19 protein-coding genes are annotated in these 19309 nt (G+C 39.9%); 15 read left to right on the top strand and 4 right to left on the bottom strand.

The genetic code is table 11. The annotated features are described in order from the left end of the window. Positions 1-27 precede the first annotated feature (27 nt). The gene (gene cidR / locus JOD45_RS09385; protein ID WP_205003632.1) at positions 28-906 is read left to right on the top strand and encodes a cidABC operon transcriptional activator CidR; all 879 of its coding nucleotides are present in this window, start codon (positions 28-30) and stop codon (positions 904-906) included. A gap of 104 nt (positions 907-1010) precedes the next feature. After that, entirely contained in the window at positions 1011-1289 is a 279-nt protein-coding gene (locus JOD45_RS09380; RefSeq protein ID WP_205003631.1) for a hypothetical protein, read from the top strand. 72 nt (positions 1290-1361) lie between these two features. Here the strand turns inward: JOD45_RS09380 and JOD45_RS09375 are convergent, their stop codons facing one another. From JOD45_RS09375 to JOD45_RS09365, 3 genes are all read right to left on the bottom strand, one after another. Further along, on the bottom strand, positions 1362-4523 hold the full coding sequence (locus JOD45_RS09375) for an MMPL family transporter (RefSeq protein ID WP_205003630.1): 3162 nt from the start codon (positions 4521-4523) through the stop codon (positions 1362-1364). Continuing rightward, entirely contained in the window at positions 4507-4977 is a 471-nt protein-coding gene (locus tag JOD45_RS09370) for a MarR family winged helix-turn-helix transcriptional regulator (RefSeq protein WP_205003629.1), read from the bottom strand. The genes JOD45_RS09375 and JOD45_RS09370 overlap by 17 nt, the downstream gene beginning before the upstream one ends. Before the next feature lie 111 nt (positions 4978-5088). Next, positions 5089-5340: a sporulation protein gene (locus tag JOD45_RS09365; protein ID WP_205003628.1), complete on the bottom strand. Its 252-nt coding sequence runs from the start codon at positions 5338-5340 to the stop codon at positions 5089-5091. A 259-nt stretch (positions 5341-5599) separates the two neighbouring features. Between JOD45_RS09365 and JOD45_RS09360 the strand changes: the two genes are divergently transcribed. The 3 genes from JOD45_RS09360 to JOD45_RS09350 all read left to right on the top strand — a co-directional run bounded on the left by JOD45_RS09360 (position 5600) and on the right by JOD45_RS09350 (position 8270). Then, the gene (locus JOD45_RS09360) at positions 5600-6220 is read left to right on the top strand and encodes a DUF47 domain-containing protein (RefSeq protein ID WP_205003627.1); all 621 of its coding nucleotides are present in this window, start codon (positions 5600-5602) and stop codon (positions 6218-6220) included. Positions 6221-6234: 14 nt separating this feature from the next. Beyond that, positions 6235-7233: an inorganic phosphate transporter gene (locus tag JOD45_RS09355; protein ID WP_205003626.1), complete on the top strand. Its 999-nt coding sequence runs from the start codon at positions 6235-6237 to the stop codon at positions 7231-7233. Between the two features lie 167 nt (positions 7234-7400). Beyond that, entirely contained in the window at positions 7401-8270 is an 870-nt protein-coding gene (locus JOD45_RS09350; RefSeq protein ID WP_205003625.1) for a 5'-3' exonuclease, read from the top strand. A 29-nt stretch (positions 8271-8299) separates the two neighbouring features. Here JOD45_RS09350 and JOD45_RS09345 read toward each other — a convergent pair whose 3' ends face one another. Continuing rightward, positions 8300-8473 carry an aspartyl-phosphate phosphatase Spo0E family protein gene (locus JOD45_RS09345; protein ID WP_205003624.1) on the bottom strand — a complete coding sequence of 58 codons (174 nt, stop codon included), beginning with the start codon at positions 8471-8473 and terminating at the stop codon, positions 8300-8302. Positions 8474-8662: 189 nt separating this feature from the next. Between JOD45_RS09345 and cbpB the strand changes: the two genes are divergently transcribed. The 10 genes from cbpB (at position 8663) to JOD45_RS09295 (ending at position 19166) form a co-directional block, all read left to right on the top strand. Then, positions 8663-9124, top strand: coding sequence for a cyclic-di-AMP-binding protein CbpB (cbpB, locus tag JOD45_RS09340; protein WP_205003623.1), 462 nt, complete (start codon positions 8663-8665; stop codon positions 9122-9124). Positions 9125-9192: 68 nt separating this feature from the next. Further along, the gene (locus tag JOD45_RS09335) at positions 9193-10692 is read left to right on the top strand and encodes an MDR family MFS transporter (RefSeq protein ID WP_205003622.1); all 1500 of its coding nucleotides are present in this window, start codon (positions 9193-9195) and stop codon (positions 10690-10692) included. 114 nt (positions 10693-10806) lie between these two features. Next, positions 10807-11664 (top strand): LysR family transcriptional regulator, encoded by an 858-nt coding sequence (locus tag JOD45_RS09330; protein WP_205003621.1) that lies wholly within the window; start codon positions 10807-10809, stop codon positions 11662-11664. Between the two features lie 95 nt (positions 11665-11759). After that, positions 11760-12479 (top strand): 2,3,4,5-tetrahydropyridine-2,6-dicarboxylate N-acetyltransferase, encoded by a 720-nt coding sequence (dapD, locus tag JOD45_RS09325; RefSeq protein WP_205003620.1) that lies wholly within the window; start codon positions 11760-11762, stop codon positions 12477-12479. A 156-nt stretch (positions 12480-12635) separates the two neighbouring features. Further along, a complete protein-coding gene (locus tag JOD45_RS09320; RefSeq protein ID WP_205003619.1) occupies positions 12636-13844 on the top strand; it encodes an aspartate aminotransferase family protein in 1209 nt (402 codons plus the stop codon). A gap of 6 nt (positions 13845-13850) precedes the next feature. After that, on the top strand, positions 13851-14963 hold the full coding sequence (locus JOD45_RS09315) for an N-acetyldiaminopimelate deacetylase (protein ID WP_205003618.1): 1113 nt from the start codon (positions 13851-13853) through the stop codon (positions 14961-14963). Between the two features lie 51 nt (positions 14964-15014). Continuing rightward, on the top strand, positions 15015-15257 hold the full coding sequence (locus JOD45_RS09310) for a YkuS family protein (RefSeq protein WP_205003617.1): 243 nt from the start codon (positions 15015-15017) through the stop codon (positions 15255-15257). A gap of 194 nt (positions 15258-15451) precedes the next feature. Then, positions 15452-16792, top strand: coding sequence for a TrkH family potassium uptake protein (locus tag JOD45_RS09305; protein ID WP_239549190.1), 1341 nt, complete (start codon positions 15452-15454; stop codon positions 16790-16792). Between the two features lie 265 nt (positions 16793-17057). After that, a complete protein-coding gene (locus JOD45_RS09300) occupies positions 17058-17600 on the top strand; it encodes a peroxiredoxin (protein WP_205003616.1) in 543 nt (180 codons plus the stop codon). A gap of 204 nt (positions 17601-17804) precedes the next feature. Further along, positions 17805-19166, top strand: coding sequence for an APC family permease (locus tag JOD45_RS09295; RefSeq protein WP_205003615.1), 1362 nt, complete (start codon positions 17805-17807; stop codon positions 19164-19166). Positions 19167-19309 lie beyond the last annotated feature (143 nt).

Genomic DNA, 19309 nt, shown 5'->3' with positions numbered 1-19309 from the left:
AAAATCTATAATAAGGGGATAAAATGAATGGATGTTCGACACTTGCAATACTTTTTAGAAGTTGTCAAACAAAAAAGTTTTACAAAAGCGGCAGAAACGCTCCATATTACTCAGCCAACCATAAGTAAGATGATTAAAGATATTGAGGATGAATATGGTGTACCGCTTTTGGAACGGACAGGCAGGAAAGCAGTGATGACAGATGCGGGTGAAATTGTGTTTAAGCACGCCCAGAAAATCGTCCAATCCTTTGATGATTTGACTAATGAACTTTCTGATTTAATGAATATTAAGCGGGGGAAGATAACGATAGGATTACCGCCGATGGTCGGGGCTTATTTTTTTCCCCGGGTTCTCGGACGGTTTCGGGAAGCTTATCCGGATATTATGATTCAAGTATTTGAAGCCGGAGCGAAAAAGGTTATGAATGATGTCGAGAGCGGGGCGCTGGAAATAGGGGTTGTTGTTCAGCCAGTTGACCTCAAGCTGTTTCATACGATATCTTTCGTCAAAGAATCCTTGCGCTTAGTTGTTCATCCGGAACACCCCTTGGCAGTGAAAGAAGAAGTTAAGTTAATTGAACTGAAAGATGAACCATTTATTTTATTCCGCGAAGATTTTGCTCTTCACGATCAAATTATCCAAACGTGTATTCAAGCCGGCTATAAACCGAAAATTGCTTACGAAAGTTCACAGTGGGATTTTATCAGCCAACTAGCGGCTGCCAAACTCGGGGTTGCTCTTTTGCCGGAGACCATCTGTAAGGAGTTAAATCGCAAAAAAGTGAGCGTAATCAAGCTGGTAGAACCTGTGATACCCTGGCAATTAGCTATTGTTTGGAGAAAAGACAGATATTTATCTTTTGCGGCGAGAGAATGGATTGCTTTTACGAAAAAGTTTCTGTAATTTTTTATAAAAATAGTGCCTTATCGACAAAAATACCCGCTTCAGAAAACTTTTGGATTATGTGAAAATAGATAATGGAGTTTATAAGGCAAAGGGGTTTCACCATGAAGAGAATTGTCTCGTTTAAAGTATCGACGCCGCAGGTCAAACTAGTAGATTTAATTGATTTTTATTTTTATTCCATGAATGCAGGCCAAACCATTTATTTGTTCTATAAAGGCAGAACTTGCAAGATTGAACGCATGACAGAACTGATTTGCTTTTTCTTAACAGCTGAAGAGAGGGAAATGCTTGTGATCGTTGAAGGCCCGCATGCTAAAAGGTGGATGAAAACCTTGCGATATTACATGCATGCAAGGAACATGTTCAAAAAAATTGGGTGATATTGAAACAAAAAGATCTACAGTTACAAAAGTCTTAAATAAAAACAGGAGCAGCGCCATCGCTGCTCTTGTTTAATCTTCATGATGATGTCTCATCGTTTCTGATCGCCTGAACGGCCACCAATTGGCTTTGCCGAACGTTTTAACCATTATCGGAATAAACAGCGGCAGGATCACTAGGTTATACAGGATTAATCCGATGATAATAATGACAGCTATCTCAATGAGCGTTAATACACCGGATGGCATCATGGCTGCAAATGTACCGCCGAGAATAAGTGCCGCAGACATAATGACTGTCCCCATATTCCGCATCGCTTCAATGATTGCTTCTCGAATCGGGAGGTCAAAGTATTCGTTAAATCGATCCATAATAAAGATGCTGTAATCGACACCGAGTGCAATGAGCATAACAAAGGCGAAGAATGGAACAGCCCAGCTTAGTCCGCTGTATCCCAAGATATTTTCAAAAATGATTTCCGAAAGGCCGAGTGATGTAAAGTATGTCAAAATGAGCGAAGCAATGATATAAACCGGCATAATCAGTGAACGCAGCAATATGATCAATATTAGCCCAATGCCGATCAGCATGAGCGTTGCAGTTCTTGTGTAGTCTTTGTGAGAAATGGTTCTTAAGTCGTTGTTTGTGCTCGTAATGCCGCTGATCCCGACTTCGGCATTTTCAAGCTGCGTACCTTTAGCTGCTCTTTTAACCGCTGATTTAATTTTGTCAATTTGGTCCATTGCTTCCGTAGAATATGGATTATATTTAAAAATAACATCAATCGTAGTGATTTTGCGGTCTTTAGACATATAAGTATCAAGAGCATTTTTAAATTGATTGCTCTTAAGCGCTTGATCAGGGATGTAAAAGCCTGACAGTGAACTGTTAGATGCTGAAAGTTCATTTAGAAAATCATTGGCTGACTGCAATCCTTTTGAAACTTTGTCAAGACCTTTTGCACTGTTATTTAATCCGCTCGATAATTGGCCGATTTGACCATTAAATTGCGAGAAGCCTTCTTTGAGTTTTTCTTGGCCTTGCTGGATCGATGAAGCGCCGTTTTCTAAATCGGGCAATTTGCGGTTAATTTGAGTTTGTCCGCTGGCGGCGCTTTGGATGCCTTGCTCTAACTGCCCCATACCGTCTGCCAGTCTTCCAAGGCTGGATGTCACAGTTTTTTGCCCGTCAATAAGTTGGGCAAAATGGCTATTGGCTTCATTCATTTTTTCTGACAATGTATTCATGCCGCTGGACAGTTGTTTAAGATGATTTTCTAATTGGCTCATCGTTGACTTCACTTGCGGCAGCGCTTGGGAGATGATTTCAAAGTTAGCATCGTTTTTAATTTCCGGATATTTATTTTCAAGGCTGTTAAAACGGTCGCTAATGACAGATACTCCGCTGTCAACTTTATTTAAATAAGGCTGAATGTCTTGGTAACTTTTATTGATTTGATTGTTAATGTCGCTAATGCTGTTTCCGATTTGTTCGTATCCATTTAACAGCTGCTGGCTTTGGCTTTGCAGCTGCCTTGCGCCTTGCACGCTTTGTTTGATGCCGCTTTGCAATTGTTTGGCGCTGGCAGATCCTGTTTCAAGCCCTTTTTGCAGCTGGGACATGCTGTCTGATAATCGGGAAATGCCGTTTTTTAAGGCGCTGGTTCCATTAATAAGCTCATCCACGCCGCCCGTCGCCTGATTCAATTGCGGTCCGGATTTCATGATTGACGAATCGGCACCTTTAAGGCCGCTGCTGATTTTATTAATGGCTTGATTAGCTTGAGATAGGCCATCACTTAATGTTTGCGCTTGATTCGGAACAAGAAAATCTTTTACAGGTTTCCCCATTGGCTGAGTGACGCTTCGAACGGTTTCAACGCCATCAACTTTTTTCACTTCACGTGTTATGGCCTCGATGGTTTGCAAAGGCTCTCGTCCATCCATTTTATCGTCATTTTTAATGGCGATTTTCGTTGGCATTGATTCGCCGGGATTGAAGTTATCGGAAATAATATGAAATCCTTTGACAGACTTATATTGGTCACCAAGCTCATCTAATGTATTAAAAGAAAGATGGCCGTCATATTTGATTAGAAACGGCACTGTAATGATTAAAACAATAACAAAAGCAATCAAGGTTCTTGCTAAAGCAAAGCGTCCGGCACGATCCCACAATTTGCTTTGCTTATGTTCAAGCGAACCTTTGGCAGGCCAAAAAATCTTTTTGCCGAGAACAGACATAAAAAATGGAACAATTGTCACCAAAGCAATGAGCAAAACAAATATACCGACAGCAACTCCGGCAGCGGATTTATAGATGCTGAATTGCGATAACCCGATCGCAGAAAAACCGATAAGAACCGCTAATCCGCTGAAAAAGACTGTTTTGCCGGCATGTTTGTATGTTGAAATTATCGCATCGTTAACCGTCTCGTGTTTCGGCAATTCTTCTTTAAACCGATTAAGAAGCAATATACAGTAATCGGTACCGACGCCAAACAATACTGCAACAAGAAAGATTTGCGTAAAGTTTGAGATAGGGAAATCCGCCCAATCTACCAAAAAGGACACAATAGATTGTGATGCTAAAAAAGATACACCCACTGTGATTAACGGAATTAAAGGCGCGACGATTGAACGGAAAACAATAAGCAAAACAGCGAGAATAAAGATAACTGTAATCCATTCCGTTTTATGCAAACCTTTTTGAGTGCTGGTCATCATGTCATTATTGACCATCCAGTCGCTTGTATAATAGTGATCAACCCGAATATCGTCTATCGTTTTATATAAATCGTTTGTGAGTTTCTCCTTATTTTTCCCGTTCGTGTTAATGTTTAGCGATACCAGCAATGTTTTTCCGTTTTTTGAGATCAGCTGACTTTGCAGACTGGGCTGATCAAAAGGATTGGTTATTTGGGTTATACCGAGTTGATTCTTTTTTTCTTTCAACTCTGAGATCGCATGTTTGATATCTTCCTTATCTTTTTTGGTAAGGCCGTGTTCATTATAAAAGGCGAGTGTCGCGGAAGATGTTTTTTGACGGCCTTTTTGTTTATTCATTTCATCGATAATTTTTGCTGCTTTTGTAGATGAATAACCCTCAGGCACCGTCGCTTGTCCTTTTTCTTGTACGAGCTTAGCCATATTAGGCGCTAAAAAGAGAAGAGCGGCAATCGCAATAATCCAAATGGCAAAAACAGCCCATTTGCCTTTAAGTATGTACTTCATTTTTAACACCCTTCAGTGCGTCATTTATTTTCTGGTCCAATATTTGATCCAGTTTTTCATAAATGTTTAAAAAGGCTTTTACTTCATCTTGTTTAAAATAGGATGTGAGCGAAGCGGCAAGGGTGCGAATATTTTCGCTGCAATGCTGATAGAGCTTTTCTCCGTAATCAGTCAATGTTAAGTAAACAACGCGCCGATCATTAGCGTCACGTTGCCTTGCGATGATATTTTTTTCGGCCAAGCGATTAACAATGGCTGTGATGGCGCTTTTCTTTACGAAAAAAGCTTTGGCGAGCTGTGAGGATGTACATTGACCGTTTGCTTTTATAAACCGCAAAACAGCGTGCTGGTCTTTTGTCAATTCTTCGCTGATTTCTGTTTTTATCAGGGCTTCGGCCTTTTTCACAACGTTAAAATAACGCTCGATAATGGCGCTTAATGTCTGTTCATCCATAAAAATCTCCTCTCCCATGGACAATTGATTTATTTGTTTAACTATTCATGTGTTTAACTATAAATTGCGCTATTTCATCTGTCAAACAATGAAGTCAATGGTGACAGCTTCTTAAATCAGCTGTTCATAAACATGATTCAGCTCATTAAATCTCACTTCATCTTGTTCATTTTCCGCGTAAGCCATTTCTTTTCGCAGAATGCCGGATAAGTATTGTGCTTCTTCTTCGCTCAGCACTTCAGCAAAAGCTTCTTCGTTGGGAAATTGATGATCATCTATTTTTTGAAAAAGATTTAAGGCGCGGTCATCGCGATCTGCCCAATTTGATAAAGCTTCTTTTAAATAGTCGAGCGTATAATCCATCAGTCATCCCTCCTTTTCAATTTATCATGCCTCTCTAAGCGGTTTCATCATACGAGGCACAGATTTCCAACAAATGTTTAAATCTAAAAAAGTGAAGTAAAAGTTGCTGCCGCTGACATCTAAGTTAATATTTTGCCCAAGATTGACGCATTGAATTGTTAAGTTATTGTAAAGGATATTAAAAACAATTGTAAATCCGACATGATTTGCTAAAATTAAAAAGGCTGATCATTTAAATAATATTTGTGAGGTGGCATTTGTGTTATTTCCAGCTAAGAATGACAAGTTTTTGAACATGCTATGCAAGATCGCTACGAATTTAGAAGAAGCGGCCCAATATTTTGTTGATTTTAAAATTAACAATGAAGATGAGCTTCAAGAGTTTTCTAAAGTGATGAAGAGTTATGAAAAAAAAGGCGATACTTATATTCATGAACTCATCGTAGCTTTAAATAAAACATTCATAACACCATTGGAACGCGAAGATATTCTCGCACTGGCTATGAAGATGGATGATGTTCTAGATGGTTTAGAACAATGGACCTCACGCCTCGGCATATACAACATCACGCAGGCGGATGAGTATATGCAAAAAACAGTTGATATTTTATTAAGCGCGACAAAAGAAATTGCCCAAGCTGCAGGATTGCTTAATAAAAAGAAGCTGTTAAATATTCGCAATAATGTTATTAAAATTAATGATTATGAATCGGAATGCGATGAATTGCTTCAAGAAAGCATTCGCCAGCTGTTTATGACAGAGAAAGATCCTATTAAGATTATTCAATACAAAGAGCTTTATGAAATGCTTGAGGAAATCGCCGACAGCTGTGAAGATGTTGCTAATACTTTAGAAACCATTATCATGAGGAATGCATAAAGGGAGCTCTGAGTATGGATAGTCTGTTGATTTTAACGGTTTTTATCGTCATTTTTTCCTTGTTATTTGATTTTATTAACGGCTTTCATGATACGGCTAATACAATTGCCACGTCTGTTTCGACAAGAGCGTTAAAGCCAAAGGCTGCAATTATGTTAGCTGCATCAATGAACTTTATTGGCGCCTTAACCTTTACAGGTGTCGCGCAAACGATTGGCAAAGGCATCGTTGATCCTTTCCAAATTAAAAACGGCTCAGTTATCGTCCTTGCTGCTTTAATTACGGCTATTATATGGAATCTTATTACATGGTTTTTCGGCATACCGAGCAGTTCGTCGCATGCCATTATCGGTGCTTTAGCCGGAGCCGGCATCTCGGCTTTGGGATTCGGCGGGATTAATTATCATGGTTTTATCGGCATTATTGAAGCGCTGATTATTTCACCAATCGTTGCACTGGCCGGCGGTTTTATAATGATGACCATTTTTAGCATCGTATTTAAAAATATTAGTTTATCTAAAGGCAATCAAGGATTTAGGATGTTTCAAGTGTTCACTGCAGCTTTGCAGTCTTTTACACATGGGACAAATGATGCGCAAAAAGCAATGGGAATTATTACATTAGCTTTGGTTGCTGGACAATATCAATCAACGATGGATATTCCAATGTGGGTAAGGCTGGCATCAGCTTTTGCCATGGCTTTCGGCACATCGATCGGCGGCTGGAAAATTATTAAAACCGTCGGCGGAAAGATTATGAAAATCAAGCCGGTAAACGGTGCGGCAGCTGATCTAACATCTGCAGTTATCATTTTTGGTTTTACAGCCTTGCATTTGCCAGTCAGCTCCACGCATGTTATTTCTTCATCAATCATGGGTGTCGGGTCAGCGCAAAGAGTGAAAAATGTAAACTGGGGCGTTGCGATTAATATTGTGATCACTTGGGTTATTACATTGCCGATTACAGCTATCTTAGCTGCCATTATTTATAAAATCCTAGCGATATTTGTTTAATGCCAATAACGTTAGACGGCTTGCCTTTTTTAAGGCGAGCTTTTTATTTTTGTGAATTCGCTCTGCAAATAAAAAATTGAGAAGTCGTTTTTGTTATTTTTAATGGCTCATCTTTTATATGAAATATGTTATGCTAAAATCAGGGATAAAGGAGAGGAACGCTCGCGATGTCAAGAATCATGTTGGTAGACGGTATGTCTTTGCTATTCAGAGGGTACTATGCAACAGCAGGCTATGGGCGAATAAGAAAAACAAAAGAAGGGCTGCCGACCAATGCTGTTCATTGGCTGGTCAAATATTTGTGGCATACAATCCAAACATTTCAGCCAACCCATTTAGTTTGCTGTTGGGACACACCTGCGCCAACCTTTAGGAATAAAATGTATAGTGAATATAAGACTGGCCGTCCTGCCCCGCCGGAAGCGCTGATACCGCAATTTCAGCTCGCGCAAAATGTTATTGAGAGCATGGGAATACTTAATATAAGTTATGAAGGTTATGAGGCAGATGATCTCATTGGAACATTAGCAAAAAAATATGCAATTGACATTGATGTCGATATTTTATCGGGAGACCATGATACCTTGCAGCTCATTGATCATCGTATCCGGGTTATTATCATGGCAAAAGGATTCGGACGCTACAATGTGTATACAAAAGAAAAATTTGAGGAAGAAAAAGGTTTTTCACCTGAGCAATTAATTGATTTAAAAGCGTTAATGGGAGATCAGAGCGATCACTATCCAGGCGTTAGAGGCATCGGAGAGAAAACAGCTCAAAAACTGATCCGAGAATATGGAAGTGTTGATGAAATATTGAAAAATAAAGAAGATCTCTCGATGAGAATCCGCTCGAATATTGAGAAGGATATCGATATGCTCCTGTTGTCGAGAAAATTGGCCAGGATAGATTGTGGTGTTCCGATTAATATCCACTTGATGGAATCAGAATTAAGGTTTGAACATTCGAAAATGAAGAAAACATTTGAAAGATTAGAGTTTCGTTCTTTGCTGGACGCCATGATGCCTTCATCGTAGGATAACTGGCATTATATCATGAAAGGGATTTACATGGGCTGGATTTTTCGCCGTGGCGCATTCGTCTTTTGCTGATGCTGATATTTAATTAATAAACGGTCCAGTTCTTGGCTGCAAAGTAAAGTTTTTGTAGAAGTAAAGCCGTGCTGATTAGCCGTTTCGATTAATTGAATGCGTTTCTTTTCAATCTCATTGTTTGTCATATAATATGGCGCCCCTTTTCAAATTCCTCTGGAAAGAGCAGGTTGCTTATATTATCGTACAAATAGTTATACAATTAAAGGGTTTCAACTAAATATACCAAAATTCGACAGATGGCCACTCGTATATGCTGTTTTGAAAGTTTTTTGTTTGAAAAAAACCATTCCTTGTGTGGAGGAAGGGATGATTTTATGAAAAAATTGACCATTGAAGATGTTTTAAATAAAGATATCATGGATTTGATTATTCCAAGCGATCAAGTCGCTCATGTTCAAGTTGATAATCCTTTGGAACATGCCCTGTTAGTTCTAGTAAAAACAGGCTATTCCGCTATTCCCGTCTTGGATGCATCCTATAAATTAAGAGGGATTGTCAGCAAAACATTAATCCTTGATTTTATTTTGGGCATTGAAAGAATTGAATTTGAAAAGTTAAGTGATCATCGGGTTTCCGAAGTGATGAAGACAAGCATGCCGATTTTAAAAACAGACGATCCTTTTATAGAAGCCGTCAAATTGTCGATCAATGAAACTTTCTTATGTGTTGAAGATGAAAATCATATATTTCAAGGGATTTTACCCCGAAGCGCCTTGCTGAAATTCTTAAATCATTATTTAAGAGATAAAAACACGAAAAAATCTGTCAGTCTATAGAACTGACAGATTTTTTTTTGCATGCATAACCGCTCGGTCCAATGTAAAATTAAATTGGGGGTGAAACCATGGCAAATAAAACGAGGACATCTAAAAGGCCGCTCGTTCTGTCATCTATTATTTTGGCGATGTTTATGTCTGCTATAGAAGGAACGATCGTGTCAACAGCAATGCCGAGCATTGTCGGAGACCTTGGCGGCTTTTCTTTATACAGCTGGGTTTTTTCCGGTTATTTGCTGATGACAGCTTTAACGATTTTAATCTATGGAAAACTGGCAGATTTATTCGGCAGAAAGCCTGTTATGATTTTCGGCATCAGCATCTTTGTCATTGGCTCATTGCTGGCAGGGTTGTCTTCTTCTATGACATTACTTATCTTATTCCGCTTTATACAAGGGATTGGTGCTGGTGCCGTTCAACCGATTGCGACAACAATGGTCGGTGATATATACACCGTTCAGGAACGCTCGAAGATTCAAGGTTATTTATCAAGTGTATGGGGGATTTCAGCTATTATCGGACCGGCGCTCGGAGGGGTGTTTGTTCAATACTTGAATTGGGCATGGGTGTTTTGGATGAATATTCCATTAGGTCTGCTATCCCTTATCGGCATCAGCCTCTTTTTCCATGAAAATCTTGAAAAGACAACACATGACATCGACTATAAAGGATCAGCGCTTCTATTTCTCGCCATTTCTTCTATAATGATAGTTTTTATTGAAGGAGGAACAGCCTGGGGTTGGACAAGTCTTCCGATCATATTATTAATTTTGCTGTTTCTTGTTTGTTTTAGTTTATTTATCATTCAAGAAACAAAAGCAGAAGAGCCAATAGTCCCTCTGGCTGTATGGAAGAAGCCGTTAATAGCTATTGCAAACAGTGTTAATTTAACTACTGGCGTGATTATGATTGGGCTGTCCAGCTTTTTGCCTGCCTATGTGCAAATAGTTATGGGAGAGCCGGCAGTCGTAGCCGGGTTTACGTTAACCACCATGTCGATTGGCTGGCCGATAGCCTCAACAATCACCGGACGGCTGATTTTACGAATGGGTTATCGTCCGCTTGCGGTGATTGGCGGCGTAAGTTTAATCATCGGCGGCTGTTTTTTCTTATTATTAAGTCCAAGCAAAGGTCCTGTTTGGGCGGGAATAGGTTCCTTTTTTATCGGCATTGGCATGGGCATGACAACCACCGTGTATATCATCTCTATCCAAAATAGCGTCGATTGGAAGCTTAGAGGCGTCGCTACTGCTTCCAATATGTTTATGAGACAGATGGGCAACTCGGTTGGAGCGGCTTTGCTTGGCGGTATTCTCAATAAAAGGTTGAATACTTTTATTGAATCTGAAGGGGCAGGCAGCCATTTATCAGTTAACTCTGCAAATGCAGTGCTGTCCGGCCAGAAAAGCCACTTTTCAAGCCGCACCATGTCGCTGTTAAGAGAAGGATTAACCCTTGCTTTGCATACTGTTTATATCGCCGTTTTTATTTTTGCGGTGATTTCTCTTATTTTGATTTTATTTACTCCAAAGCAATCGATAGCGGAGCTGGATAATGAAAATCATTAATCCCATTTTTGCTTGTCTGGCTGATAGAAAAATCGATGAATAGGATGAATTTTAATAAGAAAAAGTTATAATTAATTTGTATATCAATATAGGACTATAAGAAGAGGTAGCATCATGCAAAGAAGCGATTTGCAAATTCTTACAATATTAGCGGAAGAAGAGAATATGAGGAGAGCTGCGGAAAGGCTGTTTGTGTCTCAGCCGGCCTTAAGCCAAAGGCTTCAAGGCATTGAAGAAGATTGGGGAACGACGATCTTCGTCAGATCCAAAAGAGGCCTTAGTTTAACAGCATCCGGCGAAAAAATTGTTGCTTTTGCAAAAGAAACACTCTCCCGGGAAGAGCAAGTAAGAGAAGAAATTGTCTCAAACGAAACGAATATTTATGGAACGCTGAAATTAGCCGTTGCCACCATTACCGGCCAATATTGGCTTCCCCGTGTATTAAAGAAGTTTGTTGAAAAATACCCATTGGTTAAGATTTCACTGGTGACTGGCTGGTCAAGTGAAATACTGAGACATATGTACGAGGGATGTCATATTGGGATCATTAGAGGAAATCCTAAATGGCGGGGAAGAAAACAGCACTTATTTTCCGATACCCTTAATCTCGTTGATACATCCTTATCTTCAATTAAGGAATTGCGAAAGAGTGAAAAAGCCTATATTCAATTTCGGAGTGATTCAAGCTACTATCAAGAAATACAAGAATGGTGGCATCAACACTCTCTAAAGCCCCCAGAAAGAACAATATATGTTGACCAAATAGAAACATGCAAGCAGATGGCTATAAATGGTATTGGTTATGCCATACTTCCGTCAATGAGCCTTACTGAAAAAGACAATGTCTATAAAATGCCATTAAAAGATAAGCATGGCCGCCTGCTGACAAGAGAAACATGGCTGTTGAGTTCAGATGAAGCGCTTAAGCATAAACAAGTCAAAGCTTTCGTCGATTTGTTGTCTGACGCTTAAGGAAAAAACATAAAAATACCTTTCATTCTCATAGACTTTCGACAAAAAATTCGTTACGATAATGAAGATTATAAAACTAGAGGAGGCCATAAATCATGAAAATGATGGATGCAAATGAAATCATTTCTTTTATACAAAACAGTGAAAAATCAACCCCGGTGAAGGTATACATAAAGGGGAATTTAGAAGGCATTGATTTCGGCGCCGATACTAAGACGTTCATAAACGGTGATGCCGGCGTATTGTTCGGTGAATGGAAAACGATTAGACCGATTCTTGAAGAGCATAGCGACAAAATTGAAGATTATGTATTAGAAAATGACCGCAGACACTCTGCGATTCCATTGCTTGATTATAAAAAAGTACAAGCTCGCATTGAACCTGGTGCCATTATTCGCGATCAAGTTGAAATTGGCAAAAATGCCGTAATTATGATGGGGGCAATGATTAATATTGGCTCAATTGTCGGCGAAGGCACAATGATAGACATGAACGCAGTTCTAGGCGGCAGAGCCACAGTCGGAAAAAATTGCCATATTGGTGCAGGCGCTGTTTTGGCAGGTGTTATTGAGCCGCCTTCCGCTCGTCCTGTTATTATTGAAGATGATGTTGTCGTAGGCGCTAACGCCGTTATTCTAGAAGGCGTTAAAGTAGGCAAAGGCTCAGTAGTCGCAGCTGGAGCGGTTGTTATTGAGGACGTTCCTGAAAATACCGTAGTTGCAGGTACGCCGGCTCGTGTTATCAAACAATTAGATGAACAAACCAAATCGAAAACGGAGATCAAACAAGAACTTCGCCAGCTTAAAGAAGACTAAGTCATGCGTTGACTAATATAAAGATCAGACGGTTGCCAAGCTGAACAGGCATTTCACTGCTTTGCAGCCGCTGCAATAAGGCAGTTGGCTGCGCCTAAGGCTTGGCACCTCAAGTTTTCTTTATCATAACAACAATGGATACAGGGGGCGCCAATAATGGAAAACTGGGCGGAATTGGATCGCCGTTATTTAATGCCAACCTATTCAAGCCTGAAATTACCGATTGCGATTGAAAAAGGTGAAGGCAACTACCTTTATGACACTGAAGGCAAGGCTTACTTGGATTTATTTACGGGGCTTGCGGTAAATGTCGTCGGTCATTCACATCCAAAAATTGTTCGGGCATTAAAAGAGCAAGGGGAGCGCTTTCTGCATATCTCCAACGTTTATCTGAACCCGCCCGCTATTCGTTTAGCCAAACGCTTATCGGATTTGACAATTGGCGGGAAAGTATTTTTTACTAATTCCGGCGCGGAAGCTTCAGAGGCTGCAGTCAAGTTTATTCATAAATATCAGCAGAAGAAAGCACCTGATAGAGAAGGGATTGTCGTTCTTAAAAAAGGCTTTCATGGCCGAACTTTAGGTGCATTAAAATTAACAAGACAGCCTGGGGTCTACCAGGATTTCCCGCTGCCGCCGTATAAAATTATCGAGATTGAACCTGGGAATTTTGAAGAATTAGAAGAAGCGATTAAACAAAAACCTTTGGCTGTATTGATGGAACCTGTACTCGGATCAGCGGGAATTTACCCATTGCCTGAAGATTACCTGCAAAAAGCTGAAGAACTATGTAAGACTAATCATGTCCTTTTATGCATGGACGAAATTCAAACCGGCATAGGCCGCACGGGAACGCTGTTTGCTTATGAACAAGCGGGCATTGAGCCTGATTTGATTCTTTTTGCCAAAGGAGTCGGCGGCGGGCTGCCTCTTGGGGGCATTATCAGCAAACCGGATCTATCTGATCTATTCGCCCCAGGCGATCATGGGACGACTTTTGCGCCGTCGCCGCTAAGTTCAGCTTTAGGAAACACAGTGCTTGATATTTTATTAGAAGATGGACTTCTTGACAGATCGCGCCAAGTATCCAGCTGCTTATGGGGACAATTAACAGATTTGAAAGCTTCCTGCAACCATTTAATCGAAGATATCCGAGGCAAAGGATTTATGACGGGCATTGTATTAAAAGGAAATCCTGAAAATGCTAAGACGTTGCGGACAAACTTGTTAAATGACGGCATTCTCATCGATGTGACCCAAAAAACAATCATTCGTTTGCTTCCGCCTTTAACATTAACGAATACGGATGTTGACCGCTTTATAGAAACGTTTAAAAAACACTTGTTATCTTTGGACAAAGGTTGATACGCTATGGATCTTATCGAAACACGGAGAGCACTTCACCGTATACCGGAACTTGGTTTTAACGAATTTAAAACGCAGAGGTTTTTGCTGAATAAAATCAAACAAATGCCCCAGGAACATTTAGAGATAAGAACATGGCGGACAGGTATTCTGGTAAAAGTAGCGGGCACCGATCCGGCTAAAACGATCGGCTACCGCTGTGATATTGATGGATTGCCGATCCGTGAAGAGACAGGCTATTCATTTCAATCTGATCATGAAGGACAGATGCATGCGTGCGGGCATGATTTCCATATGACCATTGCGTTAGGTGTTTTGGATAAATTAGCCCGTCAGCCTGTAAAAGATCATGTTGTCTTTATTTTCCAACCGGCTGAGGAAGGTCCCGGCGGAGCCAAGCCAATGCTTGAAAGTGACGTGTTTAAAGCATGGCGTCCGGATATTATTTTAGCTTTGCACATTGCGCCTGAATATCCGACAGGCATGGTCGCTGTCAAAAAAGGGTTATTATTCGCAAATACATCAGAGTTGTTTATTGACCTTAAAGGAAAAGGCGGTCATGCGGCATACCCCCACCTTGCCAATGATATGGTCGTAGCGGCCAGTGCGTTTGTTATGCAAATTCAAAGCATTGTTGCCCGCCGTATAAACCCGCTGGATTCAGCTGTCATCACAATCGGCAAAATATCCGCCGGTACGAAACAAAACATTATTGCTGAAGAAGCGCGCATTGAAGGGACTATTCGCGCATTGGATCCAGATACTATGAAAGAGATTAAAAAGAATATTGAAGCGCACGCTGCCGGTATTGAAGCATCTTATCAGTGCCAGGCATCAATTGATTACGGTGCCAATTACTATCAAGTCTACAATGACCATACCTTAACAGAATCATTTATCAACTATTGCAAGGAAAATGATTATGCGTTTACGATCTGCCCGGAAGCAATGACGGGAGAAGACTTCGGTTACTTTTTGAAAGAAATACCAGGCTTTATGTTCTGGCTCGGCGTTAATTCTGAAGCGGGTCTTCATTCTTCAAAATTAATGCCGGATGAAGGGGCATTGAGCAAGGCTGTCGATATTGTAAGCGGCTTTATAAGATATAAAGGCTCTTAAGGTATAGCGTTTATAATAATTTGGCAAGCTATAAGTCAAGGAGGTGTGATCATGGCAAAAATTGCTGTTGAAGATTCTTTGACTGCGGTAAAAGACGCTCTTGAAAATAAAGGCCATGAAGTTATAACGCTAAAATCAGAAAGTGATGCAAAAGGATGCGACTGCTGTGTGGTTACAGGCGGCGATGTTAATGTCATGGGCATCCAAGATATCGTTATAGAAGGTCCTGTAATTGATGCAAGAGGTCTAAATGCTAATGAAGTTTGCGAAGAGGTTGAATCACGCTTACATTAAATATGATGACGGGCAGCTAACACTAGCTGCCTTTTGAATTGGCTAAAATTGAAGAGATGATGACAGGCGGAAAGATTCAATCATCGAAACCATGACATCCGAGGTTGTTTAAGGTATAATAATTGAAAGTTTTACCATTCTATATATCGAACAATGAACGATGCTAATTTTTGTTTAAAAAAGGGGATAGGTCTTTGTTTAAAAAAAGAAAAACAAAGCAACAATTATTAGGGGAACTGCATCCGCCGCAAATTTTAGCTTTAGGATTTATTGCATTAATTTTTATCGGCGGGTTTTTACTGTGGCTGCCAATATCAACAACCAAAAATATCAGTTTTTTGGATGCGCTGTTCACATCAACATCAGCCACAACCGTGACAGGGTTAAATGTAGTTGATCCTGGAAGTACATATACATTGTTTGGTCAAATAATTATTATGTGTCTTATCCAAGTCGGCGGTTTAGGCTTTATGTCCTTTGCTGTTCTAGTCATTATGCTTTTAGGGAAAAAGATTGGCCTCAAGCAGCGAATGCTTATCCAAGAAGCGCTTAACCAGCCTTCCGTAGGCGGCGTTGTCCGTCTGGTTCGCGTGCTGTTTATTTTTTCGCTGACCATTGAGCTGTCGGCAACTATTCTGCTGTCTCTTGAATGGGTGCCGAAGATGGGATGGTTTAAGGGGTTATTTTATAGTTTGTTTCATTCAGTTTCTGCTTTTAATAATGCAGGGTTTGCTTTATGGAAAGACAACCTTTCCGGTTTTGTCGGTGATCCGGTTGTCAACATCGTGATTTCCCTATTGATTATAACAGGCGGACTAGGATTTACTGTCTTATCGGATATTTGGTACAGTAAGGAATTTCGCCAACTGTCGCTTCATTCTAAATTAATGATCGTTGGCACAGTCATTATTAATGCTGCTGCAATTTTGTTCTTTTTTGTTCTTGAGTACCGTAATCCAGGTACGCTTGGCAAGCTCTCATTCGGCACCAAGTGGCTTGCTTCTTATTTCCAAGGCATTGTGCCGCGTACTGCCGGTTTTAATACAATCGATTTCAGCCAAATCCACGATGGAACGGCCATCATTACGATTATGCTGATGTTTATTGGTGCCGGCAGCGGTTCAACAGGCAGCGGGATTAAAGTAACGACGTTCATCATCATCATTCTGGCTGTTTTTTCATTTATTCGCGGAAAGGATCAAACAATAGTGTTTAAACGTTCAATCAGACCATCAACGATTATGCGTTCGCTTGCTGTTGTTATTATCAGCTTAACCGCTTTGTTTGTAGCCGTGCTTTTATTAACCATTACGGAACATGCACCATTTATTAAGATTTTATTTGAGGCTGTTTCTGCGTTTGGAACGGTTGGTCTAACAATGGGATTGACAGATCATTTGTCAACCGCAGGGAGAATAATCATAATGTTTATGATGTTCTTTGGGCGAGTGGGTCCGTTAACGCTTGCGTTCTCATTGTCTGTACCAAAAAAAGGGAATATTCGTTTTCCGAACGGCGACGTTTTTACCGGTTAAAAAACACGATGATGGGATGCTTTCATCTATTATAAAAATGTTGACTTTCTATATGATTGGCTGAAAGGGAAAAATTTCATCAATAATAAACAATGTCATTAAATGATAGCAGTTTATCTTTAGGGAAGTAGAAAAAGACCTTGTCTATCAATAGATTCAACTAGATTAAATTTATTATCATTTAAAATTGACTTGAAATAAGCCTTGTACTATAATGACTTATGTAACCTCAGGTAGAGGAAATTATCTAGGAGGGATTACTATTATGCCAGAACGTACGGTAGCAAAACAAGCACCACGCTTTGAAATGGATGCAGTTATGCCAAACAAAGAATTTGGCAAAGTCAGCTTAGAAGAAAACATGAAAAATGATAAATGGACAGTGTTGTTCTTCTATCCTATGGACTTCACTTTTGTCTGCCCGACAGAAATTACTGCATTCAGCGATCGCTATGAAGAATTTGAAGATCTTGATGCAGAAGTTATCGGCGTGTCTACTGACACAATTCATACTCACCTGGCTTGGATTAAAACACCTCGTGAAGACAATGGTCTAGGTGACCTTAAATATCCGCTTGCTGCAGATACAAATCATGAAGTAGCTCGGAAATATGGCGTACTTATCGAAGAAGAAGGCGTAGCATTGCGCGGTCTCTTCATTATAAGCCCAGAAGGCGAACTTCAATACAGTGTTGTTCATCACAATAATATTGGCCGTAACGTTGATGAAACAATCCGTGTGCTTCAAGCGCTTCAAACTGGCGGACTTTGCCCAGCTAACTGGAAACCAGGTCAAAAAACACTTTAATTTAATCTTAATAAAAGCCGTTGACGTAACAGTCAACGGCTTTTTTATTTGATAATTTTTTTGAATTGCTATTCAAAGCAGAATAAATTATGCAAATGATAATAACTTCATAGTCAAACAAATAGGTTTAAACGTCTATTTATTCTGGCATAAAATTTGCAATATTCAATTTTGTAATTTAATGTTGAAAAGGAGGAATTGATATTGTCAGAAAAAACGACTCTTAAGCGAACGCTTGGGCTTTGGGCAATTGTAGGATTGGGATTAGGATATATGACGCCCACTGTTATCTTTGACACATTTGGTATTGTTTCCGGAGATACACATGGTGTTGTTCCGCTTGCTTATTTAGCTTCAATGGTCGCAATGTTATTTACGGCCTTGAGCTATGGGAAAATGGTCAGGGTCTTTCCGAGCGCTGGTTCAGCTTATACATATACAAAGGAGACAATGAATCCGCATTTGGGGTTTATGGTTGGATGGGCGGCATTATTAGATTATATTCTTTTGCCAATGGTCAATGCCTTGATTATTCGGATATATATGCAGTCATTGTTTCCTCATGTTCCCGCGTGGGTTTGGGTTGTAAGCTACGTCATCATTGTTACGGGCGTTATTATCTGGAGTATGAACTCGACATCGAATCTTAATATGTTCCTTCTTGCCTTTTCAATAACTTTAATCATAGCTTTTATCATACTTTCCTTTATACAGTTGGCACACGGTATGGGGGAGGGGACAATTTTCACAACTCAGCCGCTCTTTCATGCAAATGTGCATATTTCTCAAGTTCTGATGGGGGCAACAGTCGTTTGCTTTTCATTTATCGGATTTGATGCTGTAACCATGTATACTGAAGAAGCGAAAAATCCATCGGTCGTTCCGAAGGCAATTATTTTAACAGTGCTGATCGGCGGAGGCGTATTTTTTATTGCAGCCTATTTTACACAAGCTTTGTTTCCAGATATCTCAATTTTCAAAAATAAAGATGATACATTGCCGGAAATCGGCCTGTTCGTAGGAGGAAAAATATTTCAAGCCCTTTTTATAGCTGGAGGCTTTGCAAGTACGTTTGCTTCAGGGCTTTCTTCACATGCAAGTGTATCCCGTCTTTTGTATGTTATGGGGCGCAATGGCGTATTTCCGAGAAAGTTATTCGGGTATGTCCATCCGCGCTTTCGAACACCAATCTTTGACATCATTTTAGTCGGCGTTATTTCGTTGTTTGCGATCACGCCAAGCTTGGATCTTATTTCATCAGTGATTAACTTTGGGGCTTTGATCGCCTTTACTTTTGTTAATTTCTCAGTTATTGCTTATTTTGTATTTCGCAAAAAAAGGTATAAAACGGCAAAAGACGTTTTTTCATTTATTATTTTGCCTCTCATAGGGGCCGGCTGTACAGGCGTTCTATGGTATTTTCTGCATTCAGATGCTTTAAAAGGCGGTATCGTTTGGGTGATGATCGGATTTGCTTATATGTTGTATAAAACAAGGTTCTTTAGGACGAAAGCAGCAGATTTCGGCTTTGAGCAAACAGAGAAGTCTGCAGAAACTAATTTATAGTATTGGGTTATACGTTGTGGCATGCCGCAACGTTTTTTTGTGCAAGACTTTATAAAAAATTTATGTTTTAATTAAATTGACGGCTTTTATATGCTGTCTATCCTTGGACAAGTTAGACATTTTATATTGTATAATACTGAATG

Origin of the sequence: Scopulibacillus daqui (assembly GCF_016908855.1) — a bacterium.
Classification (GTDB): domain Bacteria; phylum Bacillota; class Bacilli; order Bacillales; family Sporolactobacillaceae; genus Scopulibacillus_A; species Scopulibacillus_A daqui.
This window is presented reverse-complemented; position numbering and strand designations above follow the sequence as displayed.